The organism is Exiguobacterium sp. s43 (assembly GCF_018617255.1).
Classification (GTDB): Bacteria; Bacillota; Bacilli; order Exiguobacteriales; family Exiguobacteriaceae; genus Exiguobacterium; species Exiguobacterium profundum.
Map to the genome: position 1 here is coordinate 1,182,503 of NZ_JACSJT010000001.1, position 26,166 is coordinate 1,208,668.

Annotated in this window: 23 protein-coding genes and 1 riboswitch; of the genes, 18 read left to right on the forward strand and 5 right to left on the reverse strand. The window is 51.0% G+C overall.

Annotation, left to right across the window (positions count from 1 at the left end):
• Positions 1 to 45 precede the first annotated feature (45 nt).
• Complete coding sequence (locus tag KNO79_RS06090; RefSeq protein ID WP_214690842.1) at positions 46 to 906, forward strand: SDR family NAD(P)-dependent oxidoreductase; 861 nt, start codon at positions 46 to 48, stop codon at positions 904 to 906.
• The gene (locus tag KNO79_RS06095) at positions 899 to 2,449 is read left to right on the forward strand and encodes an AMP-binding protein (RefSeq protein WP_214690843.1); all 1,551 of its coding nucleotides are present in this window, start codon (positions 899 to 901) and stop codon (positions 2,447 to 2,449) included. The genes KNO79_RS06090 and KNO79_RS06095 overlap by 8 nt, the downstream gene beginning before the upstream one ends.
• A 333-nt stretch (positions 2,450 to 2,782) precedes the next feature.
• On the opposite strand, the gene KNO79_RS06100 is transcribed toward KNO79_RS06095, so the two are convergent.
• Together KNO79_RS06100 and KNO79_RS06105 are read right to left on the reverse strand one after the other, a co-directional pair.
• Complete coding sequence (locus KNO79_RS06100; RefSeq protein WP_214690844.1) at positions 2,783 to 3,403, reverse strand: YesL family protein; 621 nt, start codon at positions 3,401 to 3,403, stop codon at positions 2,783 to 2,785.
• 27 nt (positions 3,404 to 3,430) lie between these two features.
• Complete coding sequence (locus KNO79_RS06105; protein ID WP_074036932.1) at positions 3,431 to 4,555, reverse strand: GntR family transcriptional regulator; 1,125 nt, start codon at positions 4,553 to 4,555, stop codon at positions 3,431 to 3,433.
• A 367-nt stretch (positions 4,556 to 4,922) separates the two neighbouring features.
• Here KNO79_RS06105 and KNO79_RS06110 point away from each other — a divergent pair, with 367 nt between their 5' ends.
• The 14 genes from KNO79_RS06110 to KNO79_RS06175 all read left to right on the forward strand — a co-directional run bounded on the left by KNO79_RS06110 (position 4,923) and on the right by KNO79_RS06175 (position 21,020).
• A complete protein-coding gene (locus tag KNO79_RS06110) occupies positions 4,923 to 6,272 on the forward strand; it encodes an ABC transporter substrate-binding protein (RefSeq protein WP_214690845.1) in 1,350 nt (449 codons plus the stop codon).
• Between the two features lie 68 nt (positions 6,273 to 6,340).
• A complete protein-coding gene (locus tag KNO79_RS06115; RefSeq protein ID WP_021066211.1) occupies positions 6,341 to 7,237 on the forward strand; it encodes a carbohydrate ABC transporter permease in 897 nt (298 codons plus the stop codon).
• A gap of 72 nt (positions 7,238 to 7,309) precedes the next feature.
• Entirely contained in the window at positions 7,310 to 8,152 is an 843-nt protein-coding gene (locus KNO79_RS06120) for a carbohydrate ABC transporter permease (protein WP_031200025.1), read from the forward strand.
• Positions 8,153 to 8,220: 68 nt separating this feature from the next.
• Positions 8,221 to 9,621: an arabinan endo-1,5-alpha-L-arabinosidase gene (locus KNO79_RS06125; protein WP_214690846.1), complete on the forward strand. Its 1,401-nt coding sequence runs from the start codon at positions 8,221 to 8,223 to the stop codon at positions 9,619 to 9,621.
• Between the two features lie 16 nt (positions 9,622 to 9,637).
• A complete protein-coding gene (locus tag KNO79_RS06130; protein ID WP_214690847.1) occupies positions 9,638 to 10,948 on the forward strand; it encodes an arabinan endo-1,5-alpha-L-arabinosidase in 1,311 nt (436 codons plus the stop codon).
• Positions 10,949 to 11,228: 280 nt separating this feature from the next.
• A complete protein-coding gene (gene araB, locus KNO79_RS06135; RefSeq protein WP_214690848.1) occupies positions 11,229 to 12,926 on the forward strand; it encodes a ribulokinase in 1,698 nt (565 codons plus the stop codon).
• Positions 12,920 to 13,618, forward strand: coding sequence for an L-ribulose-5-phosphate 4-epimerase (araD, locus tag KNO79_RS06140; protein WP_214690849.1), 699 nt, complete (start codon positions 12,920 to 12,922; stop codon positions 13,616 to 13,618). Before araB ends, araD begins: the two co-directional genes overlap by 7 nt.
• Before the next feature lie 34 nt (positions 13,619 to 13,652).
• Positions 13,653 to 15,140 (forward strand): L-arabinose isomerase, encoded by a 1,488-nt coding sequence (gene araA, locus KNO79_RS06145; RefSeq protein ID WP_214690850.1) that lies wholly within the window; start codon positions 13,653 to 13,655, stop codon positions 15,138 to 15,140.
• A gap of 44 nt (positions 15,141 to 15,184) precedes the next feature.
• Positions 15,185 to 16,708, forward strand: coding sequence for an alpha-N-arabinofuranosidase (locus tag KNO79_RS06150; protein ID WP_214690851.1), 1,524 nt, complete (start codon positions 15,185 to 15,187; stop codon positions 16,706 to 16,708).
• A gap of 7 nt (positions 16,709 to 16,715) precedes the next feature.
• Positions 16,716 to 16,949, forward strand: a complete 234-nt coding sequence (locus KNO79_RS15615) for a DUF6171 family protein (RefSeq protein WP_214690852.1) — start codon at positions 16,716 to 16,718, stop codon at positions 16,947 to 16,949.
• 15 nt (positions 16,950 to 16,964) lie between these two features.
• Positions 16,965 to 17,969: an aldose epimerase family protein gene (locus KNO79_RS06160; protein WP_214690853.1), complete on the forward strand. Its 1,005-nt coding sequence runs from the start codon at positions 16,965 to 16,967 to the stop codon at positions 17,967 to 17,969.
• Complete coding sequence (locus tag KNO79_RS06165) at positions 17,966 to 19,135, forward strand: sn-glycerol-1-phosphate dehydrogenase (protein ID WP_214690854.1); 1,170 nt, start codon at positions 17,966 to 17,968, stop codon at positions 19,133 to 19,135. The genes KNO79_RS06160 and KNO79_RS06165 overlap by 4 nt, the downstream gene beginning before the upstream one ends.
• Positions 19,132 to 20,079, forward strand: a complete 948-nt coding sequence (locus KNO79_RS06170) for a glycoside hydrolase family 43 protein (RefSeq protein ID WP_031423589.1) — start codon at positions 19,132 to 19,134, stop codon at positions 20,077 to 20,079. The genes KNO79_RS06165 and KNO79_RS06170 overlap by 4 nt, the downstream gene beginning before the upstream one ends.
• Complete coding sequence (locus tag KNO79_RS06175; RefSeq protein ID WP_214690855.1) at positions 20,076 to 21,020, forward strand: glycoside hydrolase family 43 protein; 945 nt, start codon at positions 20,076 to 20,078, stop codon at positions 21,018 to 21,020. The genes KNO79_RS06170 and KNO79_RS06175 overlap by 4 nt, the downstream gene beginning before the upstream one ends.
• A gap of 973 nt (positions 21,021 to 21,993) precedes the next feature.
• Here the strand turns inward: KNO79_RS06175 and KNO79_RS06180 are convergent.
• The 3 genes from KNO79_RS06180 to KNO79_RS06190 form a co-directional block, all read right to left on the reverse strand.
• Entirely contained in the window at positions 21,994 to 22,518 is a 525-nt protein-coding gene (locus KNO79_RS06180; RefSeq protein WP_159562369.1) for a DM13 domain-containing protein, read from the reverse strand.
• A 100-nt stretch (positions 22,519 to 22,618) separates the two neighbouring features.
• On the reverse strand, positions 22,619 to 23,143 hold the full coding sequence (msrA, locus tag KNO79_RS06185) for a peptide-methionine (S)-S-oxide reductase MsrA (RefSeq protein ID WP_147538139.1): 525 nt from the start codon (positions 23,141 to 23,143) through the stop codon (positions 22,619 to 22,621).
• A gap of 67 nt (positions 23,144 to 23,210) precedes the next feature.
• A riboswitch (SAM riboswitch) is annotated at positions 23,211 to 23,310 on the reverse strand.
• A 44-nt stretch (positions 23,311 to 23,354) separates the two neighbouring features.
• Complete coding sequence (locus tag KNO79_RS06190) at positions 23,355 to 23,516, reverse strand: hypothetical protein (RefSeq protein ID WP_201302245.1); 162 nt, start codon at positions 23,514 to 23,516, stop codon at positions 23,355 to 23,357.
• Between the two features lie 113 nt (positions 23,517 to 23,629).
• On the opposite strand from KNO79_RS06190, the gene KNO79_RS06195 reads away from it, so the two are divergent.
• Positions 23,630 to 25,036 carry an amidase family protein gene (locus tag KNO79_RS06195; RefSeq protein WP_251125241.1) on the forward strand — a complete coding sequence of 469 codons (1,407 nt, stop codon included), beginning with the start codon at positions 23,630 to 23,632 and terminating at the stop codon, positions 25,034 to 25,036.
• Positions 25,037 to 25,101: 65 nt separating this feature from the next.
• Positions 25,102 to 26,163: a dual-specificity RNA methyltransferase RlmN gene (gene rlmN / locus KNO79_RS06200; RefSeq protein WP_214690857.1), complete on the forward strand. Its 1,062-nt coding sequence runs from the start codon at positions 25,102 to 25,104 to the stop codon at positions 26,161 to 26,163.
• The last annotated feature ends 3 nt before the right edge of the window (positions 26,164 to 26,166 follow it).

Here is a 26,166-nt window from a genome sequence, read left to right on the forward strand (position 1 = left end):
TGATTGTCTTGGTGCGAGACGAATATAAAAAAAGGTGCTGGCTATATGTTTGACTACACGTTACTCGAGAGATTTCTGTTTCGATTTCCTTCCTTCGATTATCAAAAAATGAAATCAGAGCTGGATCGAAAAACGATATTGATTACTGGAGCGAGCTCAGGAATCGGGCAGGCGTTCGCTTATTTACTAGCGGATACAACTGCGCACCTGATTCTCGTAGCCCGTAGAGAAGCAGACATGAACGTCATGAAGTCTGAAATCGAGAAGGGATCAGCCACGGTGACCGTGTTCCCGGCAGATCTTCGAAATGTAGAGGAAAGGAATGGATTGTTGGCGTATCTCCATCAACTACCGGACGGATTGGATGTTCTCGTCAGCAATGCTGGAATCTCCATCAATCGTCCCATCACTGAGTCACTCGATCGATACCATGACTTCACTCGGACGATGGCGATCAATTATTTTGCTCCGGTACAATTGATTTTATCGCTCATTCCGTTGCTCGAAAAGAAGAACGGACAAATCATCAATGTGTCGACCATCAATGTGTTACTTCATCCTTTTCCTCACTGGGCGGCCTATCAGGCATCAAAAGCCGCGTTTGATACGTGGTTTCGCTCCGCAGGTCCGGAACTCACAATCAAAAATATTTCCACGACGGCTCTATATCTACCGCTAGTAAAAACACCGATGATTAAACAAACGCTAGCTTATCAGCATTCTCCTGCCATGTCACCGGTACATGTGGCGGAACTGATTGGACATGCACTGTATACAAAACGACCAGTATATAAGCCGTGGTGGTTGTTCCTCGGTCAAGTAGCGTCTCTTGTTTTCAGAAGACCGATAGACTGGATGGTCTCTACATTACTTAAGAGAAAGGAGCGTGACAATAAGAATGGTTAAGTTATTGAAAGTCTTGTCGCAGCTCCAGTTTCTATCACCATCAAACCTAGTCCGTCTATTCATCGCAATCCGTCAAAACGGAATCAACTTGATGCTTCTTTTTACATTGACGGAAAAAGTAGGGAGTCAAAATACGGCTTTAGTGGATAGTCGAGAAACAGTGACATTTAAGGAGCTAAAGACACGCTGTGAACACCTTGCTTATCATTTCGCTGATCAGTTTGGGGTCAAAAAGGGACAAAAAGTGGCATTTCTTTGTCACAACCACGCATTCTTCGTACAAGGGATGTTTGCGGCCTCACGACTCGGTGCTGACATCTACATGCTTCATTGTTCGATGAGTCAACTGCAGTTCAACCGGCTTGTAGAAGAACAACCATTCGATCTCTTGATTTACGATGAGATGTTCGAAGAATTGATAGAGAACTCATCTTACGAACGTTCGACATTTGTCAGCTATCATCGCGATAAAGATTCAATCAACCGTTTATTGAGGTCGAAGCGACATCATAAAGAAAAACTACCGGCCGCCTCGAGCGGGAAGATCGTGCTGTTGACCGGCGGTACTACCGGAAAACCGAAACAAGTGACTCATAAACCATCCCTCTTTCACTTTCTGTCTCCATTCGCAGCTCTAATGAACCGATTGCAGTTGCCATCATTCAATACTGCTTATATTGCCACACCGATTTACCATGGCTACGGCATCTCCATTCTTTTATCTTTTCTCGCGTTAGGGAAAAAGGTTGTCATTCAGGAGAATTTTGAAGTGCAAAGAGCCTGTGACCTCATTCGGCGACACAAGGTAGAAGTAGTCACGGTCGTCCCGCTCATGATCCATAAAATGTTACGACACGATCCAACATCACTTCATTCTCTCGCTTGTATTGCTTCCGGTGGTGCGAAGCTTCATCCCGTTTTAGTCCGTGAAGTCCATAACGAGTTAGGGAGCGTCTTATACAATCTATATGGAACATCGGAAGCGGGCTTGAATCTGATCGCCACACCAGAAGATTTACAGTATGATGCGAACACGCTCGGGAGAAGGATTCCGGGAGGGGACTTAAAGGTAGTGAAAGATGGAATGGAAGTCGAGCCAGGCGCCATCGGTGAATTTTGCATACGAAATAAGTGGTCCATGCAAAACCAGAAAAACCGCTGGATTCAAACGGGTGATGTCGGATACCGGGATGAGAACGGCTATTATTTTTTGTGTGGACGAACAGACGACTTGATCATCTCGGCAGGAAACAATATTTATCCTGGGGAAGTCGAGACGGTTTTGCGCGACCATCCGAATGTCGAGGACGTCGCCGTCATCGGGGTAGAGGATGTGTACACGGGTCACATCTTGAAGGCATATGTACAGGTGTATGATGAAGTATTGACAGAAGAAGAGCTAGTGAGCTGGTTGCGCGAACGAGTGACAACATATCAGGTTCCTCGAGAAATTGTGTTCGTGAAGGAGTTGCCTTATACAGAGGTCGGGAAATTGGATAGGAAACGACTCCTACTTATGAATACGAAGGGTTGCTTGTTGTAGTCTATTGAAATCAGCTTCTTTCAGTAATGAAGGACTAAACTATGTTTTCGAAAAGGCTAAAGTGACTCTTCGTTCTGATTCATTGTCGTAATGCAAAATATAATGTAAGTCACCAACAACAGGAGTATCCTCAATAAAGTCATTAACGGAAAAGCCCAATTGCTTTGCTTCCTCACTAACTAAGAACTGTATTATTCATTTTGAATAGGATTTTAACAACCTAAAGAAGTGATTTGGTCATATTTATTGAAAATTGACAGATGAGTAAACTATTCTTCTTAGACTCAAATAAAAAACCATCTACTTTGTTAAAGTAGATGGAAAAAATCAATATTACGTGGAGTCGATATCGATATGATTATTCGTTATAGTACGATTTAATTGGTGGAGATATAGTTTCGTTTTTAGAAAAACGATGAACGAAAATCCGAACAACAAGTAGAGTGGTGACCGATACGCGAGCATACCGAGTGCTGTGAACAACAAGAACGCGAACGCGACGATGTAGCCGTACCGCATGATGCTGAATAACGCCAACTTCAAGGCGTCCATCGTCTTCATCTCGTAATGCGTCAAAATCGGAAACAGGAATAACGACAGGGCGATGAAGACAAACCCGATCACGAACAGCCCCGTGAAGAGAATTGTCTGCCCGGTATCGATTTGACGAATGAACAAAAAGTCAATCAACAAGACGAATACAAACAAGGTCCAAGTTGCACCGAGCTTATAATAACGGCGCACGCCTTCATTAAAAAAGCGGAAGTAGGCGCGGAACACGCTATAATCTTGGTTGACCGACCATTGCCGTGTGACGGCATGTAAAGCGTACAAGGCCGGGAACAACGTGAGGACAGGCAAAATGGTCAGTAAGAAGACCACGTTCAGTTGCACCAGGCTAGTGACAAATTCGAGCGCTTGGAATAGCTTGTTATGTTCATGTTTTAAATTCATGAGGACCTCCAAGAAGTTAGCAGAGAATCAGCCTAATTTAGATTCGAGACGGTTATAGGGTGCAGTCGAGTTGCGGACGATCAATTCGGGTTCATACGTATGTGACGGTGGCATCTCTTTTTTCTCGACGGCCGCGATAATCCACTCGGCTGCGGCACGACCCAATTCTTGCTTCGGGTGGATGATCGAAGTCAGTTTAACCTCTGTCGCGACGGCAAGCACCGAGTCGTCATATCCGACGAGTGAGACGTCTTGCGGGACAGAGAGGCGTAGATTTCTCAACTGGTCCAACACGTTAAGGGCGAGTTGGTCGTTATAACAGACGATTGCACTCGGCCGTTCGTCCGCGTTCTCAAACACTTGATGAATCACGTCATAAAAAGAGGGCACAAGTTCTTCTGTCGTATACGTTATAATTAATTCTGGCTCTAGGGGGAGATTGTATTCCCGGAACGCGCGTATAAAGCCGCGCATCCGATGGACCCCTTGAAGGTCATCTGTTTTGAAAAGTCCCATGATGCGCTCATGGCCAAGTTTGATGAGATGTTCGGCAGCCAAGAACCCACCCTTCTCGTCATCCATGATCAAATAAGGGGGCGTCAACTGCGAATAGTATTGGTTAATCATCAAATAAGGCGTGTGCTGTTGTTCGAGTTCTAAATAATATTTGATGTTCGGATTGTAGCTACTGCTCTTCGTCGGCTCGACTATCAACCCATCAATTTGACGATCTAACATCATCTCGAGGCACTGCCGTTCTTTCTCGACGTTGTTATCCGTACAAGATAAGGTCAACGTGTATCCTTTTGAAGCCAAGTGGGATTCAATCCCCCGGATGATGGACGGGAAGATATAATCAGACATGTAGGTCGTGATGACTCCGATGTTTTTACCATTGCCTAAACGTTCGATCGTCTGGGGAGTCGAGGTCGGAAGGACCGGGGAACAATACGTGCCCGAGCCTTGTTCACGGTAAAGATAACCTTCGTTCACTAGTTCTCCTACAGCTTGTCGAATCGTATGACGGCTCACTCCAAATGATTGGACCAATTCATTTTCAGAAGGAATTTTTTCACCGGGTCTTACCGTTCCATCTTTTATCCATTCAAGAATATGATCTTTGACCATATTGTACTTTGTGCGTTGTGCCATCTGGCGTCCCTGCTTTCTCTCATGTACGTCGAACAACTCATACGTACAAGATATGATCTTACTTCCATATTAACAAACAAATGTACCATTTACTATGAATAAGCAAAAAAATCATCTGAATCTTCTATGAATATGTACGGATGAAATATAAAAATACATAAAAATCGAATTGACATGTCCGAATGTGTGTAATAGACTCGAATTGTACAGAAAACGCTTTCATTACCAATTATATCAGTTTATTGGCTAGTAAATGTATAGTGTCGTGTGGGCTTCATTATACAGTTTGCTTTTTTATTTAACTCAACATGTACGTACATCTTTATCATGCTTTGCACATGAATATAAATTGATGGAGGAATTCACAATGAATCGTAAATCGAAAAAAATGTTTGCGTTGACGATGTCAGCACTGATGACAACTTCTTTAGCGCTCGCCGGCTGTTCGGGAGACGAGGCAGGCGCGGATGGAAAAGTTGAACTGACATTTATGTTCCGTGGAAATCCAGAAGAGTTAAAAGCCTACCAAGCAACAGTAAAACGTTTTGAAGAAGCCAACAAAGATGTAAAAGTGACGATGGTCCAGACGGCGCCGGATCAGTACGACACGAAACTCAAATCGGCCATCGCAGGTCGCAAAATCCCGGACGTCTTCTTCTATAATCCTGCCCAAGTGAAGGCCTATGTAAACTCGGGCGTGCTACTCGATATCACTGAAACGGTTGAAACTTCAGAAGACGTCAAGTTGGACGACATTTGGGAGAAGGGTGTCGACAAATATCGTTTCGATGGGAAGACGCTCGGAGAAGGCGCGATTTACGGACTACCGAAAGACTTAGGTCCGTTCGCACTCGGCTACAACAAGACGATGTTCGAAGATGCGGGCATCCCGCTTCCGGATAAAGACAAACCATATACATGGGATGAGTTCGTGGACGTAGCCAAACAGTTGACGAAAGACACGAACGGTGACGGGAAGATGGATCAGTACGGCACTGGCTTCAACGTAAACTGGGCCCTTCAACCGTTCGTCTGGAGTAATGGAGCGGACTGGATCAATGAAGATGGTACGAAAGTGACAATCGATGATCCGAAGTTCATCGAAGCGTTGCAATTCTTCGTCGATCAACAGTTGAAACACGGGATCACACCGTCAATCGGCGAAACACAGACGCTCGACACGTACCAACGTTGGCTGAAAGGTCAGCTCGCCTTCTTCCCAGTCGGACCGTGGGATATGGCAGCATTTAAAGAACAGTTGAAATTCGAGTACGACTTACTTCCATGGCCAGCCGGTTCAACCGGTAAAGCGTCAGGATGGGTGGGGTCACTCGGGATCGGCGTCGGGTCGACGACGAAACATAAAGAAGAAGCGGCAGAGTTGGCGATGTACTTGTCTGCGGACCAAGAAGGGCAACAAGCGCTCGTAGACGCGCAAGTCCAATTGCCGAACAGTATGGAAATCGCAGACAACTGGGCAGCCGATACGTCAATCAAACCAGATAACAAACAAGAGTTCCTTGATTTGATCAACGATTATGGCCGCGGGTTCCCGGCTGAGAAAACATACACGGCAGAATGGTACGACGAGTTCTTCAAAAACATCCAGCCTGTCCTAGACGGTAAAACGTCGGTCGAAGACTATGTGAAGACGGCGCAGCCGAAGATGCAGAAATTGCTCGATGCGGCGATCGAACAAGAGAAACAGGCGAATTGATCAGAGAGTCGAAACGGGGTGGCGATGTTTGCCACCTGCGTCTCTGACGTTGAAAGGATGGAAGGATAATGAAGACAAAATCGATTTCCAAGTTATATCGAACTGAACAGCGGTACGCCTACCTGTTCGTTGCGGCACCGGTCATTGGGTTCTTCCTCTTCGCGTTCGTACCGTTGATGTATTCTGTTTACGGCGCTTTCACGAATTGGAACGGCCTCGGTCAAATGAAATTTATCGGGTTTGAGAACTTCGTTAACTTGTTCCAAGATGAATATTTTTATAAATCAATGTACAACACGCTCTTTATGATGATTGGGATCCCAATCGGAATCGTTCTCGCGCTGCTGCTTGCCCTCGCGTTGAATCGAAAGATTTTTGGGACGGACACGTTCCGCGTGATTTATTACATTCCCGTCATCTCGTCGATTGCCGCCGTCTCGATTTTGTGGCAATGGGCGTATAACGGGGACTACGGATTGGTGAACCAATTCTTGGCGTTGATCGGCATCGACGGGCCGAACTGGCTTCAAAATACCGATACCGTCAAACCGGCGCTCATTCTCATGGCGATTTGGAAAGGACTCGGCTACACGATGCTCCTTTACTTGGCGGCGCTCCAAAGTGTCCCGAAATCCTTTTATGAGGCAGCGAAACTCGATGGGGCCAACGCGTGGCAAAGCTTTTGGCATATCACGCTCCCGATGGTCAAACCGGTCACGTTCTTCATCATCGTGACGAACATCATCGGTGGAGCGCAAATCTTCACGGAAATCAACGTCATGACACCAACCGGGGGTCCGGAGTACTCGTCTGCCTCTGCGGTCTTCTACATTTGGCAAAAATCGTTCGGGAACTTCCAACTCGGTTACGCTTCGGCGATGGCGCTCGTCCTCGGGCTCTTCATTTTCATCGTCACGTTGCTCCAATTCCGGATGAATGAAAAATCATCGTTCGATCTTGATTGAGCGATTCGCGTATAGGAAAGGAGAATGACCATGCAATTAGCTCTCTCACGGAAAAAAGAAAACGTGGAAACGATGTCGGTGAAGAAGAAGGATCGGATCACGGATTTCTTCATCTTTATCTTCCTGTCCATCGGAGCGGTCGTTATGATTGCACCGCTACTTTGGATGGTGTCGACATCACTCAAATCAAAAGAGGATGTGTTCGCACTCCCGCCGGTATGGATCCCGACCGATATTTCGTTTAGCAAGTACACGGAAATTTGGAGCATGGGCCCGCTGTTGTCCGGGATATCGAACAGTTTGATCGTCGCGTTATCCGTCACAATCGTCGGAACGTTCACGTCGAGCTTGGCGGCGTTCGCCTTCGCGAAGTTGAACTTCAGAGGCAAGAATAAAATCTTCCTGCTCTTGTTCGCTTCTGTCATGATCCCTTACCCGGTGCTCATGATTCCCCAGTTCATGATGTTCTCGAGCATCGGCTGGGTGGATACGCTGTTACCGTTGATTGTGCCTGGATTGTTCGGGAATATTTTCATGATTTTCTTCTTGCGCCAATTTTTGAACAGCATCCCGAACTCGATTATCGAGGCGGCCAAGATTGATGGCTGCTCGTACTTCCAAATCTTCTATAAGATTATCTTCCCATTGATCAAGCCGGCCGTGGCCGCGCAATTGATTCTTTGGTTCATGGCAATCTGGAACGACTACCTCGGGCCGATTCTGTATTTGAACTCGCCGGAGAAACAGACGCTTCAACTTGTCATCGCGAACTTTAACGCATCTTATGCAATTCAAAGTGATTATCCGTTAATCATGGCCGCGTCCGTCGTGGCGTTACTCCCGATGTTAATCGTCTTCATGATCTTCCAAAAACAGATCATCGAGTCGATTGCGATTTCTGGTGTGAAGGGCTGAGGTGTGACAAGACAGAGGCACCCGTCTTTTTTAGGCGGGTGCCTTTTTGATGGAGGAAGGAGATTGACATGAAAAAAATAATGGTCTGGATGGCGTTGCTCATTGTCGCGGTCGGAGGTGTTTTCTTCTGGCAGACGACGAGTGCGTCAATCCATGAGTCGGTACTCCCGAAACCGCCGTTTGATCAAAAGGTGGAAGATGTGACGCCAGACGTACTCAACAAAGAGAGCGAGTGGACGACGAACTTTACGCATGACGGGGCAATCTTTAAAGATGGTGACACGTACTACGTTTTCTCGACGGATTACATGGTGGGTGGTCCTCCGACGCCCGGTATTCAAATTCGTAAATCGACCGATCTCATTCACTGGGAGTTCGTCGGCCGTGTGTTCGATCGAGTGTCTGAAGAGGCGTTCGCTTGGGCCGGTGGGAATACGTTCTGGGCCCCGGCGATCACAAAAATCGGAAATCGGTTCCACTTGTACTATTCCGTATCAGGGGTCGGGAGCCGCACGTCGTACATCGGGCTGGCGACCGCGTCAACGATCGAAGGGCCTTGGGAAGACGAGGGCGCCGTCGTGACGTCGAAAGACGGGGACGGGGGTGTCGCCAATGCGATTGACCCTCATGTGACGCAAGATGCGTCAGGCAAATGGTGGATGACGTATGGGTCGTACTTTGGTGGGATCTTTTTGACGGAGATTGATCCAGGCACTGGGAAGCGAGTGGACGAATCGTCAGAGGGAACGTTGCTCGCCAAACGGAAAGACATGTCGATGGGCATCGAAGGACCGGAAATCTTGTATAACGATGAGACAGGTTATTACTACTTGATGGTGTCGTATGGTTGGTTAGAAGATACGTACAACGTCCGGATCGGTCGCTCGAAGTCAATCGCGGGACCGTACGTCGACTCGCGTAGTCGCGACTTACGGGACGAATCGGATGAGTCATTTGATACGGGCGTGAAAATCGTGGGTTCGTATCGTTTCGAAGGAGATGATGGATACGTCGGGACCGGGCATTCGGCATTTTTACAAGACGGGACTGACACGTTCGTGTTGCATCAGGCGCGACCGAGTGAAGACATCTATTGGTCACAGTTGCACGTCCGAAAAGTGTATTGGACGAAAGACGGTTGGCCGGTCGTCTCGCCCGAGCGCTATGCAGGTGAAGGAGACGTCGAGGTCGACGACGCCCATCTGGTCGGGGACTGGGACGTCATCACGTTCCCGCGATTCGACGATGGACAGCAAGCCTCGAGCACGTTGACGTTGGAACGAGGCGGGAAGCTCGAAAACGGGGACGGGTCTTGGCGATTGAACGGCTCGGTCCTCGAGGTCAAAGTCGGACAAGAGACGTATGAGACGCAAGTCGGTGCGGCTTGGGACTGGGAGAATTGGCAACCGACGATCATCTTCACAGGTCTGAGCGAGGACGGCACCGCCGTATGGGGCAAAAAACGATAAAAGGAGAAACGGAAACATGCAAAAAATGAACGGTCCGAAACGAGAAGAACGTTATCTGCTAGAGCGATTGACGAACGAAACGATGTGGGGCACGCACAACGCCCACGATCCCGCCTCGATCAAAGTCGGGGACTGGTATTACGTGTTCTCGACGGATGCAGCCCACGGGCATCAAATTAACGGGGGGATTCAAGTGCGCCGCTCAAAGGATTTGATCCATTGGGAATACGTCGGCTTGGCGTTTGAAGAACTTCCGCACGAGGCTGTGGAATGGACGGGGGCGCCGGGGCTTTGGGCGCCGGAAGTTGTGTTCATGGGTGGTCGTTACGTCATGTACTATGCGGCTTCACAGTTCGGGCAGACGCAGTCCTATATCGGTGTCGCCAGTGCGGAAACGATAGACGGACCGTGGCAGGATCACGGGCTCGTCGTGAAGAGCGAGGCTGGGACGTCAGGACCGAACGCGATCGATCCGAATATTACGTTCGATGCGCATGGAGAACCTTGGCTCGTCTACGGTAGCTTCTTCGGTGGGCTGTACGTGTTCCCGATCGATCCGGAGACCGGGAAGAAACGTCCGGGGAGTGAGGAGACGTTGATTGCGAAACGTCACCAAAGCGTTGAAGGGGCAATCGAGGGACCGTATATCGTCTATCGGGAGGCGGATCGCCATTATTACTTGTTCGTCTCGTACGACTCCCTATTCAAGGACTATCACATCCGTGTGGCCCGCTCGACTTCGATCACCGGACCGTACGTCGATTTTGATGGGAACGTCATGACCGACCTCGAAATCGACTCCCAACAAGTCGGCATGAAGATTTTAGGGGGCTATCGGTTCGGGGTTGGGGAAGGTTGGGTCGGTCCCGGTCATAACTCCGTCTTGCATGACGGGGACAAGGATTATCTCGTCCATCACGTCAGAGGTGAGCAGGACCCGCACTGGCACGAACTGCATATCCGCAAAATCATCTGGACGGAATCGGGCTGGCCGCTCGTATCTCCGCAACGATATGCCGGGGAAGAAGAACGGCCCATCGAGATGGAGGAACTCGTCGGGGAGTGGGAGTGGATCTACATGGACCGGACGAAACATGACGTCCTGCCTTCAAGTAAGATTCAACTTCTAGCGGACGGGACTTTCGTGACAGAGTATGGCGAACGAGGCCGTTATGAGAAGCTGACGGATACGACCATCAAACTCTACGGTCCTGAAGGGATCACTTGGCATATGTTACCGGGCTGGGACTGGGAGAATTGGCGAGAGACGCTCGTGTTCGCGGGATTGGCTGACCAAGGGCACGTTTTTATCGGCAAACGACTGTAAATATCCGTACAACTTATCGCAGTCTCTTTAAAGATGAGTGTCACAGTTTTTTCAGAACTGACGCAAAAATGTTCAGATAAAATGTTGAAAACAGTTGATTAATTTAAAATAGTTGATACAATCAAAGTGTAAGTTATACGTACAACTTGATTGTATCTTTTTGTTTTCTGTACGAATCAGACATGTTATTTGAATAGTTGTACGGATGAAAAGACAAAAGTGCCCACACACTTTATTTTTTTCATCCTATATGTAAGCGCATTCTTTTGGAGGTGGGGTGATGAATATGGCCAACTATACAATCGGCGTCGACTACGGGACGCAATCAGGTCGTGCGGTCCTCGTCGACGTAGCGACAGGTCGAGAAGTGGCGACCGCGGTCAAACCGTACACACATGGCGTCATGGATGAATATTTACCGGACGGGGTGACCCGTCTCGAGCATGATTGGGCACTCCAACATCCGCAAGACTATTTAGAAGTATTAGAACTTACGATCCCGGCCGTCGTGAAAGAGGCGGGGATCATGCCGGACCAAGTTGTTGGAATCGGCATCGATTTCACAGCCTGCACGATCTTACCGATTGACGAATACTTGAACCCGCTTTGTTTCCGTGAGGAGCATCAACAAAACCCGCACAGCTACGTGAAGCTTTGGAAGCACCACGCCGCGCAAGACGAGGCGGACGAGTTGAACCGCATCGCAGCGGAGCGGGGCGAAGACTTCTTGAAACGCTATGGCGGGAAAATCTCATCGGAGTGGATGATCCCGAAAGTGTGGCAAATCCTGAACGAAGCACCGGCGATCTATGAAGCGGCGGACCAGATTCTAGAAGCGACGGATTGGGTCGTCTCCCAGATGACAGGTCGCGTCGTTCGGAACAGTTGCACAGCTGGATATAAAGCCATTTGGCATAAACAAGACGGCTACCCGTCAAACGAGTTCTTTAAAGCGCTCGATCCGCGGCTAGATAACGTTGTCGAAGAGAAACTAACGCGCGACATCGCACCAATCGGGTCCAAGGCGGGTGAACTGACAGAGGCGTTCGCCGCGCGAATCGGACTCCTTCCAGGCACGGCCGTCGCGGTCGCGAACGTCGACGCCCACGTGGCGGTACCGGCTGTCGGAATCGCCGAACCGGGCAAGATGCTGATGGTCATGGGCACATCGACGTGCCATATCCTACTCGGTAAAGACGAACAAGTCGTCCCAGGCATGTGCGGTGTCGTCGAAGACGGTGTCATCCCAGGATTGATGGGCTATGAAGCTGGCCAATCGTGTGTCGGGGACCATTTTGAATGGTTCACCGAGACGTGTGTCCCAGGACATTACGTCGAAGAGGCCGCCTTGAAAGGTATCGGCATCCATCAGTTGTTGACGGAGAAAGCAGCCCGGCAACGTGTCGGGGAGAGCGGTCTCATCGCCCTCGACTGGTGGAACGGGAACCGATCGACGCTCGTCGATACGAATTTGACGGGTGTCCTACTCGGAGCGACATTGCTCACGAAACCAGAAGACATTTACCGGGCATTGATTGAAGCGACGGCGTATGGGACACGGACGATTGTGGAAGCGTTCCGGAACAGCGGTGTCCCTGTGCATGAAGTATATGCAGCCGGCGGAATCGCCGAGAAGAACGCCCTCATGATGCAAATCTATGCGGACGTGTTGAATATGGAAATCAAAATCTCCGCCTCCTCGCAAACGCCTGCCCTCGGGTCGGCCATGTTCGGGGCGGTGGCGGCCGGTGCGGAGCGAGGTGGTTACGCCACGATCACGGAAGCGGCAGCGAAGATGGGCCGTGTCAAAGAAGAGACGTACAAGCCGATCCCGGAAAACGTCGCGACGTATGATGCTCTGTTCGCCGAATACACGAAACTATACGACTACTTCGGTCGCGGTGAAAACGATGTGATGAAACGCTTGAAAAAAATCAAAGCCGAAGCGTCACGCGTGAAGGAGGAGCCGGTATGGTAAGCCGTCATTTGAAGGAAGCCGTGCTCGAAGCGAACTTGGCCCTCCCGCAACACGGCTTGGTCACCTTCACATGGGGCAACGTCAGTGGCATCGACCGGAACGCCGGATTGGTCGTCATCAAGCCAAGCGGTGTCCCTTACGAACGATTGACCGTGGAAGACATGGTCGTCGTCGATTTGGAAGGTAACGTCGTCGAAGGCGAGCTTCGCCCCTCATCAGACACACCGACCCATCTCGCGCTCTATCGGTCTCTCACTGAGATTGGCGGGGTCGTGCATACCCATTCGACATGGGCGACGAGCTGGGCACAGGCGAAGCGGGCGATCCCGGCGTTCGGCACGACACACGCCGATTACTTTTATGGCGAGATTCCGTGCACTCGAGAATTGACAGACGAAGAGATCGCAACGGCGTATGAGCTCGAGACCGGCCACGTCATTTTAGAGACGCTCGACGAGTTAATGCTCGAAGCAGTCGCCGTACCGGGCGTGCTCGTGGCCAATCACGCACCGTTCTGCTGGGGCAAAGACGCGAATGAGGCGGTCCACAATGCGGTCGTCCTCGAGGAAGTCGCGAAGATGGGACTTCACGCCTTGAACTTGAACCCTGGCCTGACACCGATTAAACAGAGCATCTTAGATAAACACTATTTGCGAAAACATGGGGCGAACGCATACTACGGCCAAAAATGACCGGAACTTCGCCCTCACATTAGGGGGACTTTGGATGTTGACAGCAAAAACATATGAATTTTGGTTCGTGACAGGAAGCCAAATGCTTTACGGCGAAGACGTGATTCGGAAAGTGGAGAATCATTCAAAAGAGATGGTGGCCGGACTTGATGCGGCCGACGTCTTCAGCGACCGGATCGTCTTCAAGGGCGTCGTCAAAAATGCAGAAGAGATCCGTCAGATGATGCTTCAGGCGAATGCGGACGACTCATGTGCGGGCGTGATCACCTGGATGCACACGTTTTCGCCATCGAAGATGTGGATCAGTGGCATGCGCGTCCTACAAAAACCGTTGCTCCATTTCGGGACACAGTTCAATCGCGACATCCCTTGGGATGCGATCGATATGGACTTCATGAACTTGAACCAATCGGCGCACGGCGACCGGGAACACGGATTTATCACGAGCCGGATGAACGTCAAACGCAAAGTGCTCGTCGGGCACTGGGAAGACGAGACGACACGCGGCAAGATGGCGAGCTGGATGAAAGTCGCTCATGCGTTGGCCGAAAGCAAAGTGTTAAAAGTGGCTCGTTTCGGTGACAACATGCGCAACGTCGCCGTGACGGAAGGCGATAAAGTCGAAGCGCAGATCCGCCTCGGTTGGACGGTGGACGGATATGGTGTCGGTGATCTCGTCGCATATATGGACGCCGTGACCGACACAGATCTCGATGCGCTGATGGACGAATACGCGTCTCGTTACGAGCTGATGAACAAAGGGATGGCAGAAGGGGAGTTCCTCGACTCGGTTCGTTACCAGGGTCGCATCGAAATCGGTATGAAAGCCTTCCTCGAGGCAGGCGGCTATACCGCCTTCACGACGACGTTCGAAGATTTGCACGGCATGAAGCAGTTGCCGGGTCTCGCCGTCCAACGCTTGATGGAGCAAGGCTATGGCTTTGCCGGAGAAGGTGACTGGAAGACCGCCGCGTTGGTCCGTCTCATGAAAATCATGGCGAACAACGAACGGACCTCGTTCATGGAAGATTACACGTACCACTTCGAGCCGGGCAACGAGATGGTGCTTGGCGCCCACATGTTGGAGATTTGTCCGACGATCGCGGTAGATCAACCAAGAATCGAAGTCCATCCGCTCGGTATCGGCGACCGGGAAGCACCGGCCCGGATCGTCTTTGAAGGACAGAGCGGCAAGGCGTTGAACGCGAGTATCATTGATCTCGGCCATCGCTTCCGTCTCCTCGTCAACACGGTCGAAGGCATTCAGCCGGAAGAGGCGATGCCGAACTTGCCGGTCGCACGCGTTCTTTGGAAAACAGAACCTTCGATGGCGCAAGCTGTCGAAAACTGGATTCAAGCCGGTGGGGCGCACCACACCTGCTATTCGTATGAAGTGACGACCGACCAACTGCGGGACTTCGCGGAACTGCTCGACGTTGAAATCGCTATCATCGACGCCAAGACGGAGACGGTCCAATTTAACAACGAACTACGTTGGAATGAACTTTACTATCGACCATAATCTAAAGGGCCACTTCGTTGGCCCTTCTTCATGGAGGAGATACAATGAACAACCAACTCATCAAACCGACGCATGTGACGACAGGGACGACACAGCTCATCGTCAATGCCGACTTAACCAAAGGGACGATCAGCAAGCACATTTATGGTCATTTCGCCGAGCATTTAGGTCGTTGTATTTATGAAGGGCTCTGGGTCGGTCCTGAGTCGCCGATTCCAAACACGGATGGCATTCGCAACGACGTGCTCGCCGCCTTGAAGAAATTAAACATCCCCGTCCTCCGTTGGCCGGGCGGCTGTTTTGCCGACGAGTACCACTGGAAGGACGGGGTCGGTCCGAACGAGAACCGAAAACGGATGGTCAACACGCATTGGGGCGGGGTCGTCGAAAACAACCACTTCGGTACGCATGAATTCATGCGCCTCTGTGAGCTGCTCGAGTGTGAACCGTACATCTGTGGGAACGTCGGAAGCGGAACGGTGCAAGAGATGTCGGAATGGGTGGAGTACATGACGTTCGGTGGCGAGTCACCGATGTCGAACTGGCGACAAGAGAACGGCCGGACCGAGCCGTGGGAACTCACGTACTTCGGCGTCGGGAATGAGAACTGGGGCTGCGGCGGTAACATGCGCCCTGAATATTACGCGGACCTGTATCGCCGCTACCAGACGTACGTCCGCAACTACGACGGCAATAAACTCTATAAAATCGCCGGTGGGGCGAACATCGACGACTATAAATGGACAGAGGTCCTGATGCGAGAAGCAGGGACGATGATGGACGGGCTCAGCCTCCATTACTACACGATCCCAGGTGACTTCTGGTTGGGCAAAGGCTCGGCTCTCGATTTCACGGAGGACGAATGGTTCATCACGTTGAAGCGCGCCCTCCATATGGACGAGTTGATCACGAAACACGGCCAGATCATGGACCAGTATGACCCAGAAAAACGTGTCGGCTTGATCGTCGACGAGTGGGGCACGTGGTTCGATGTGGAGCCGGGGACGAACCCAGGTTTCTTGTATCAACAAAACTCGATTCGGGATGCACTCGTGGCTGCGGTCCACTTCAACATCTTCCATAACCATAACGACCGCGTTCATATGGCGAACATCGCTCAAATGGTCAACGTGTTGCAGGCGATGATTTTGACAGAAGGAGACCGATTCATCCTCACGCCGACATACCATGTGTTCGAGATGTACAGCGTCCACCAAGACGCCGAACGCGTCGAACTCGCCGCGCACACACGTAACTATGTGGCCAAAGATGAAGCCATCCCGGCCGTGAACGCCACCGCTTCGCGAAATGCGGAAGGTGTGCTCCACATCAGCCTCTGCCAACTCGACCACGAGCAAGGCGATACGGTCGAAATCGATTTACGGGGAATCGGCGCCATCTCTGGCGTGTCGGCCCGGATTTTGACGGCAGACCATTTGAACGCCCACAATACGTTCGAACAACCTGACCTCGTCTCAACACGGGACCATGACGTGACCGTCACGGAAGACGGCAAGCTCGTCCTCGACGTGCCAGCGATGAGCGTCATCACCATCGCGGTCCGCTGAGATGACGGTGGCGAAGACGCGGCGATGTCGGACCTGTCCACCGCAAACGACAGACCATGACTGGCTGTTGACCATCGATGCGGAAGTCATGGAGCAGGTGTCGGATACGGAATATGAGGCACGCCTCACCCATTGCGCGGCTTGCCCGTTCCAGCAACAAGATACTTGCTTGAAATGTGGGTGTTACGTCTCGTATCGGGCACGACTCGCGACGAAGCACTGCCCAGTGAACGTTTGGTAAAAAGGAGTGGATGTCATGAAGCGGCAACTAGAAACAGCGATTGACGAGTCGACAATCACGCTCGAGAACGATGTGTATCGATTGAACATATTGACTTACGGAGCGACGCTGCAAGAATTTTCGATTCAGGATGACGGCTGGAAAAATATCGTCTTGTCGTACGACACAGTCGAGGCGTACATGCAGGACACGTATTATTTGGGTGCGACGATCGGACGGGTCGCCGGACGGATCGACCAGAGTACGTTCGACCTGGATGGCGTGACGTATCACGTGCCCGCGAATGAAGGTGTCCATCACCTTCATGGCGGAGAAGGGTTGCACCGTCGCGTCTGGACGGTCGAACAGAGGACGTCCGACCGTGTGACGCTTCATTGCGTCAGTCCGGACGGAGAGAACGGATATCCCGGGACACTCGATGTCCGCGCCACGTTCGGACTGGCCGACCACGGCGTCACCATCACATACGAGGCGACCTCTGATCAAGATACGGTGTGTGACTTGACGAACCATACGTATTTCAACTTGAGCGGAGGTGAGCGGGACATCTTGAACCATGAGCTTACGTTGTCCGCCGACACGTTCGCTGAGCTGCGGGATGATTTGATTCCGACGGGTCGCTTGCTTGAAGTCGATCAGACAGCGTTTGATTTCCGGTCTGGTCGTGTCTTGGCGGACGGTCTCGAGTCAACCCATCCACAAAACGAATTGGTCAACGGCTATGACCATCCGTTCGTCTTCGCGGAGCGACGGGAAGCGAGACTATATGAGCGAGAGTCACAGCGAGAGTTGACGATCTCGACGACGGCCCCGGCCATCATCCTCTATTCGGGCAATCAGATGAACGAGACGACTTCATTGCGTGAAGGGACGTCGAGACGTCACTACGGCGTCTGTCTGGAACCGCAACACCTCCCTGATGCGGTTCACCACGAAACGTTCCCGTCGATTCGCTTGAAGGCGGGAGACACGTACCGTTGGCAAACGACGTACCGCGTCGAGACAGGAGTCAGCCGATGAACCTCGAACAGATTAACGAACACGTTCAAGCTTGTGATTGCGGGAACCCCCATCACGCGATCACGATTGAACGGATGGTCGCGTCCGAACACGTCTGGGTCGAATTGGCTGCGTTCGTCCACGAAAAAGAGTGGAACCGTCTCCTCGTCGTCGCCGACATGAATACCGAGCGCGTCGGGTTTCTCCCGCTACGAGAAGCCTTGATGGATATCGGAGTTGATGTGTCGCTCGTCTCGCTCCAAGCGGATGAGCAAGGCGACGTGTTGGCGGAGGAGCGCTCGGTCGTACAAGTATTGCTTCAACAAGATGAAACCGTCGACGCGCTCATTGCGCTAGGTGCCGGCACGATTCATGACGTCACCCGGTTCTGTGCGGCCAAAACGAAAGTACCGTTCATCTCGGTGCCGACCGCGCCGTCAGTGGACGGCTTCACGTCGAAAGGGGCGCCTCTCATTGTGAGAGGCAAGAAAATCACGTACCAGCTCGTTTCTCCGATTGCGGTGTTCGTCCCGAGTCAGGTGATTCGGAAGGCGCCGGACGCTTTGATCGCGGCCGGGGTCGGCGATATGCTCGGGAAATACACGTCTTTGTTGGACTGGCGGTTCGGAGCATTTGACGGCGGTGAACCGTTTTGTCCGGGCGTCGCATCACTGACGGAACAGGCGTTACAATCGTGTGTGGACGCCTTGCCTGCCATCTATAAACGAGACGCGGACGGGTTGGATCAACTGATGGAGTCGTTACTATTGTCCGGAGTCGCCATGTTGATTTTCGGTCATTCGCATCCAGCTTCTGGTGGTGAGCATCACTTGTCCCACTATTGGGAGATGGACTTCATCGCCAACCATCGTCCGGCGGTCCTCCATGGAACGAAAGTCGCCATCGCCACGATGGAACTCATCGATTCCTATAAAACAATGATGCTTGAATGGTCCGACACGCCGGGCGCGCTACGGGCGTGGGCCGAGCAGATGCCGACGCGGCAAGAGCTCGAACACTTCTTCCACGCGTTACAGGCACCGCTGCGGCCGGACGAGATCGGGGTCTCCTCGCTCCTGTTGGCGAGTAGCAAGAGAGAGGCGTACCGTTTGAGAGAACGACACACACTGTTAAAACATATGAGTTTGAACCGAACAGAATCTGAGATAGGGGAGCGTTCTTTATGAGAGAGACGATCACGAATCCGCTAGTGGAACAACGAGCGGACCCATGGATCATGCGCCATACAGATGGCTATTATTACTTCACGGCCTCGTTGCCGGACTTCACGGGCATCCCGCTCCGTCGGGCGAAGACGCTCGCGGCTTTGACCGAGGCGGAAGAACGAGTCGTCTGGACCAAACGTGAGACGGGCATCATGAGTGCGAACATCTGGGCCCCGGAATTACATCATATCCAAGGGAAATGGTACCTCTATTTCGCGGCCGCGCGAGAAGATCACGTCTTCGATCATCGGATGTATGTGCTCGAGAACAGCTCGGCGAATCCGCTCGAAGGGGAATGGGTCGAAAAAGGACAGGTCCGGACTTGGTGCGAATCGTTCGCGCTTGATGCGACGACGTTCGAGCACGAGGGGCGCCTTTATTATGTGTGGGCCCAAAAAGACCCGGCCATCGATGGTAACTCGAACCTCTACATCTCGGAGATGGAGAATCCGTGGACGCTCACAGGGCCACAGACGATGATTGCGACGCCGGAGTATGACTGGGAGAAGATTGGGTTCCTCGTGAACGAAGGCCCGGCCGTCTTGAAACGGAAAGGCCACATCTACATCACGTTCTCTGCGAGTGCGACGGACCATCACTACTGCATGGGCCTTCTGCGCGCTACGGTGACGAGCGATTTATTGGACGCGGCGAGTTGGACGAAGCATCCCGAACCGGTCTTTGGAACCGATGAAGCGGCGAGTCAGTATGGACCGGGCCACAACAGTTTTACGACATTAGAAGACGGGACAGACATACTCGTCTACCACGCCCGCAACTATAAAGAAATTGTCGGGGACCCGCTTTGGGACCCGAATCGACATACGCGTGTCCAACCGTTCATATGGGATGAAGCCGGTCCTGTGTTCGGCCGACCGATACGTGACGAGGAGGTAGTAAGATGAACCAAGTAGAGGATCGACATTTGATTTTAGAACAGCGGGCCGACCCATGGGTCTACTTGCATACGGATGGCTATTACTACTTCACGGCGTCGGTGCCTGAGTATGACTTGATTGAGTTACGCCGCGCCAAGTCGCTTCAAGCGCTTCGGACGGCGGAGCCGGTGACCGCATGGGTCAAACACGAGACAGGCCCGATGAGCGACTTGATTTGGGCTCCTGAACTGCATTACATTCACGGCAAGTGGTACCTCTATTTTGCGGCCGCGAAGTCGCGGGGCATCGTCAACGGTCTGTTCGACCACCGCATGTTCGTATTGGAGAACGAATCGGCAAATCCGCTCGAAGGGGAATGGGCCGAAAAAGGCCAAATTCAGACCGAGTGGGATTCATTCGCACTCGATGCAACCGTGTTTGATTATAAAGGGACTCACTATTTGGTGTGGGCTCAAAAAGATCCGGCCATCGAGGGGAACTCTAATTTATACATCGCCGAACTCGAAAATCCATGGACGATCAAATTGCCGCAAGTCATGCTGACGAAGCCTGAGTATGATTGGGAGACACGTGGTTTCCTCGTCAATGAGGGGGCGGCTGTATTGAAGCGAAACGGCCACATCTTCATCACGTATTCGGCGAGTGCGACCGATGAGAATTACTGCATGGGTATGTTGTGCGCCTCGGACGACGCTGATGTGTTAAACCCGGCATCGTGGTCGAAATCGTTCCGACCGGTGTTCCAGACGAATGCAGACGTAAGTCAATTTGGTCCCGGTCACAACAGTTTTTCCGTGAACGAAAAAGGAGAAGACGTTCTGATTTACCATGCTCGGACGTATACGGAAATCGAAGGGGACCCACTCTACGATCCGAACCGTCATACGCGTGCACAAGTGTTCACGTGGAATGAAGAAGGGCGCCCGGAGTTTGGGTCTCCTCAATAAGAAATAAAACCATTTAAGTGATTGATGCCATATCTTATCATTCAGAGAATATATGCACAAAGCAGGTTGATAAACATAATTTTTAACCAATATAAATGATGTTTAAGTAAGTGTAATTGCCGGCCAACAGATACATTTGTCGACAATTTTACTTACTTGTTTGAGGAGAAATTGGAGATGTTCCCAGATTTTTTCCAGACTCTCAAGGTAGCTGTCGAGCTCTTGTCCTGTTTAGTCCGATAGTGTTTCGAGATTGGCTCTCCGTTCTTCGTTCGTCTTCATCTTGGCCATCGCATCAGATTCCTTCATTTAGCAAGTCAGTGACAGACTTGTAGTATCCGTAAATTAGTTCAGTTCACATTCGAGTTGTGGCGATGTTTCTGGGATGTCGAGTAACAGCCATGTCCGTTCGAAATTGATGGGAAGCAAGACTATCTCGCAATACGAAATATCATTTAATAGATGATGGTCAGATACGGATATCCGGATGTTGTACAGTTTTTCATAGATAAGAACCGTGACGGTTTTCGGCTGAAGCGTCAGCAGTTGTCCCATCGTTAACGGACGGACGAGTGGTCACATAAGATTCACCTGCTCTCATAAGTTAGTGTGTCCTTCTATTACTTTTGGTACTCAATGGGTTCCCGCACGACACTTGCTTATTGATTAAGTCATCGACATGACGGGAAATTTGTGTACTGATTGAGCGTCGCACCGAATTTTTGATGGGTTCACTCTTCTCATTCATATGTTGCTCTTTCGCCAGTTTACGCATCTAAAAGAGTATAGCGTTGCCGAACGAGTTGACGTCCAGCGGAGGATATTCTGATTCTCTTGCGCAAACTTGAAGGTGTCGCGGACGGCGAAACGCTTTGCATATACGCAATTGAAGATTGATGATTGCTTTATATTATTTCAGCCGATTTCAAATGAAAAGAGGGTGGCCGATTCATTCAGCAACCCTCAAGTCTGTTTATTCACTTGAACCAGTCAGTTCTCCCGTCCCGAACGTCGCGCTGAACGCACGACACCAGATGACGACGGTATTGTACTCTTCTAGATTCACATCCTCTGGGATTAAATAGTTTTGATTCCCGATGTTCCCTTTTAGCGCCCCTAAACTGACGCCTTCGGTCGTCTCTTGCCCTGGTTTCGTCAAATATACGAATAAGTCAGGACCGTTCGTCGTCTCGAACTCTTCAAATCGGAGGTACGTCCCGTCTTCTGCCTCGACCGAGCGGATTGTACCGGTCGTCTCATAATTTTTCTCCCCGTCCATGAATACACCCGCTACTTCGGTTGGACTCGGTTGTGCTTCCGGTGTCTCGGACGTCTCTTGATCTGATTCCTCTTCCTCTGGAGCTGGTGATTCGACTGCTGTCGGCGGCAATCCTTCATCGACCGTCTCGGTTAAGAATAGTGGGGAGATGAGCCACCAGGCAACAGCGATTACGGCTACGCCAATCACACCGATGATGAGTTTCGTGCTTGTTTTCATATATGAGTCCTCCTTTTCGGATGTATGAACCATTTATAGTCTTTTCCCGATTATTGGTCTTATAAAAGACGCGAATGCTAACATTCGCGTCTGATGACCGTTATACGGTTTCCGTCCAGTTTTCCTCGATGAACTCGTCGCGTCCCGAGATGGCCCGGTCTTCCTTATAATGCTTCGGATTCTTTTTATGATAATCCTGATGGTAGTCTTCTGCAGCGAAGAACGTCGTCGCCGGAATGATTTTCGTGACGATCGGAGCCGTGAAACGACCACTTGCTGCCAACACATCGCGACTCGCCTCAGCCGCGACTCGTTGTTCTTCCGTGTGATAGAAGATGGCTGGGGCATACTGAGGTCCCCGGTCTTGGAATTGACCACCATCGTCCGTCGGGTCTGTCTGAATCCAATACAGCTCAAGAAGACGTTCATACGAGAATAATGCTGGATCATATGTGATTTGAACGACCTCGAGGTGTCCTGTCGTCCCGGTTTTCACTTGTTCATATGTCGGATTATCGACCTGTCCGCCCATATAACCGGACACGATACCCTCAATCCCTGGTAATTCCTCAAATGGTGTCACCATGCACCAAAAACAGCCGCCTGCGAATGTTGCTTTTTCCATACTTTCGTTCCCTCCAAATCGTCATTCAACAAAAAAGCGCTCATGTCGGATGACATGAGCGCTTTCGTCATATCGTCCAAGGTTTCCCTTGCTGGTCGTAGCACCTTGCCTAAGGCAGGTTGCTGTGAAGTCGCGGAGCCAGATCTCTCGTTCACTCTTGATATCGATATGTAGTTGGTGAGAGCATCATACCACCCTCAAAATACATTCGTCAATGATTCGGTTTTCGTTTCAACTGAAAAACCGTCAAGACGATGATGAACCCGATCAACCCGATGGAAATGAGTGGACCATATGGCACATTTTCACCGTATAGCTGTAAGAAAAATAGACCGAATACGGCAAGCAACACAAAGACATAGGAGCGTGTCATTGGGACCTCCTGTTTTTTCTTAAGTGTAACAAGAACACATCGACTTGGCGATACGAAAAGGAAATCAGGCATAGAGCACGAATAAAGGAGGAGAGATAAAGGAGGAATGCATGATGGAACAAATCCAATTACATGAACTGACGATTGAAGGTGCACATCGTGGGTATAAAGAGGGACAATTCACGGCGAGAGACGTGGCCGCCTATTATTTAGGACGGATTGCGACGTATAATGAACGGCTTCATGCCGTCATCCAAGTCAATCCGGACGCCCTGTTCGAGGCAGAGGCGGCAGACCGGGCCTACCGAAAAGGGGTACGCAAACCGCTACTTGGTATTCCCGTCTTAATCAAAGACAATATCGAGACGAACGGTCTGATGCGAACGACTGCAGGTGCTGCCGCGATGCGACATCATTTCGCCGGTCGAGATGCCGAGCTCGTCAAACGCTTGCGGGCTGACGGGGCCATCATCCTTGGCAAAGCGAACCTGTCCGAGTGGGCGAACTTTTTAACGGAAAATATGCCGAACGGCTGGAGTGCCGTCGGTGGACAGACGATGAACCCATACGGCGACGGGTTGGACGTCGGGGGATCAAGCTCAGGGTCGGCTTCAGCGGTCGCGGCAAACCTTACGCTTCTCGCAGTCGGATCTGAGACGAGCGGTTCAATCGTCCATCCGAGTGTCCATAACAGCATCGTCGGGATCAAGCCGACCGTCGGATTGATCAGTCGCTCCGGAATCATCCCGATTTCACGTTCTCAAGATACGGCGGGACCGATGGCGCGTACGCTTCGTGATGCGGTCATCGCCTTACAGACAATGTGCGGTGAAGATTCGGCTGATCCTGCGACGTGGGAAACTCCAGTCGGACCGCCTTATGTGACATGTCTCGATGTCCGTCAAGCGGTCGGGATGCGTGTCGGATTTATCAAGCCAAATATTTCAGACGAAGAAGTCGGGTTGTATGAACAGGCGCTCCGATTGCTTCGGCAAGCTGAAATCGAACTCGTCGAGGTCACGCTGCCGAAGCATGCGACGCTCGAACAGGCGGATATCCTGTTCGATGAGTTCAAGCTCGGGGTCGAGGCGTATCTCGCCAACACGACCGTGCCGTTTCAGACGCTATCCGACCTGATCGAGTGGAATGCCGAACATCCCGAATCGATTCCGCACGGCCAGACCTTCTTTGAAGAAGCGAACGCTAAATCTGGAAAACTGACTGAAGCGAGCTATCTCGATCGTCGCATCGAGGACGTCCGACTCGCAAAAACGGAAGGGATTGACACATTGCTTGCGTCGCATAAACTGGATGCACTCGTCCTGCCACATGACATCAACTATGACATGGCTGCGAAAGCAGGGCATCCGACGATTACAATACCCTATAAACGAAAAGAGAGCGGTGCCCCATTCGGTCTCTCGTTCACGGGGACGAGCTACGCGGAACGTGATTTGATTCGAGTCGCCTATGCGTTCGAACAATTCATCACACGACCGACGCCTCCTGATTATTCGTAAGTTGCACCCGTCTCTTACGTCCGCTACAATGGTACGTATGCGGATTAGAGAAAGGACAGATTACAATGAAATCATCTATATACGGGTTGACGTTCGATCAACTCACGAACGAGTGTACGGAAGCGGGATACGGTGCCTTCCACGCACGTCAAGTTTGGGACTCGCTCTACATCGATCGGGTCAAATCGATGGACGACCTCAATGTACGTGACGAGGTGCGCGATTACTTAACAGAAAAATATGTCATCTCGACACAAGAACTGTTCGTCAAACAAGAAGCTGGCGACGGGACGGTCAAATTCTTACTTAAATTACATGACGGGCACTACATCGAGACGGTACTCATGCGTCACAAATACGGACGTTCGGTCTGTGTGACGACTCAGGTCGGTTGTAACATCGGCTGTAGCTTCTGTGCGAGCGGCTTGTTGAAAAAGACGCGTGACTTGACGGCGGGTGAGGTCGTCGAGCAGATCATGACCGTCCAACACTTCCTCGATGAAGAGGGTGAAGGGGACTGCGTCAGCCATATCGTCGTCATGGGAATCGGTGAACCGTTCGATAACTTCGACAACTTGGTCGACTTCTTGCGTGTCGTCAAAGATGAGCGTGGACTTGCGATCGCTCCGCGTAAAATCAACGTGTCGACGAGTGGTCTCGCGGATAAGATCTACAAGTTCGCAGACCTCGACTTACGCATCAACTTGGCGCTCTCTCTACATGCGCCAAACGATGAATTACGTACACGCATCATGAAAATCAACCGGGCGTTCCCGCTTGATAAACTCATGCCGTCGATTCGCTATTACGTCGAGAAGACGAATAAACGAATCACATTCGAATATATCCTGCTCTCGAAAGTGAACGATTTGCCGGAACATGCGGAAGAACTCGCCAACTTGATCGAAGACATCAAAGACAAGTCGTACGTCAACTTGATTCCATATAACCCGGTCAACGAGCACATCCAATATGAGCGAAGCACGCCTGAGGACATCATGGCGTTCTACGACATCTTGAAAAAGCGTGGCGTCAACACTGGTGTCCGTCTCGAGCACGGGACAGACATCGATGCGGCATGTGGACAACTCCGCAGTAAGCATATGAACGTCGAAGGCGCGAAGTGAAAA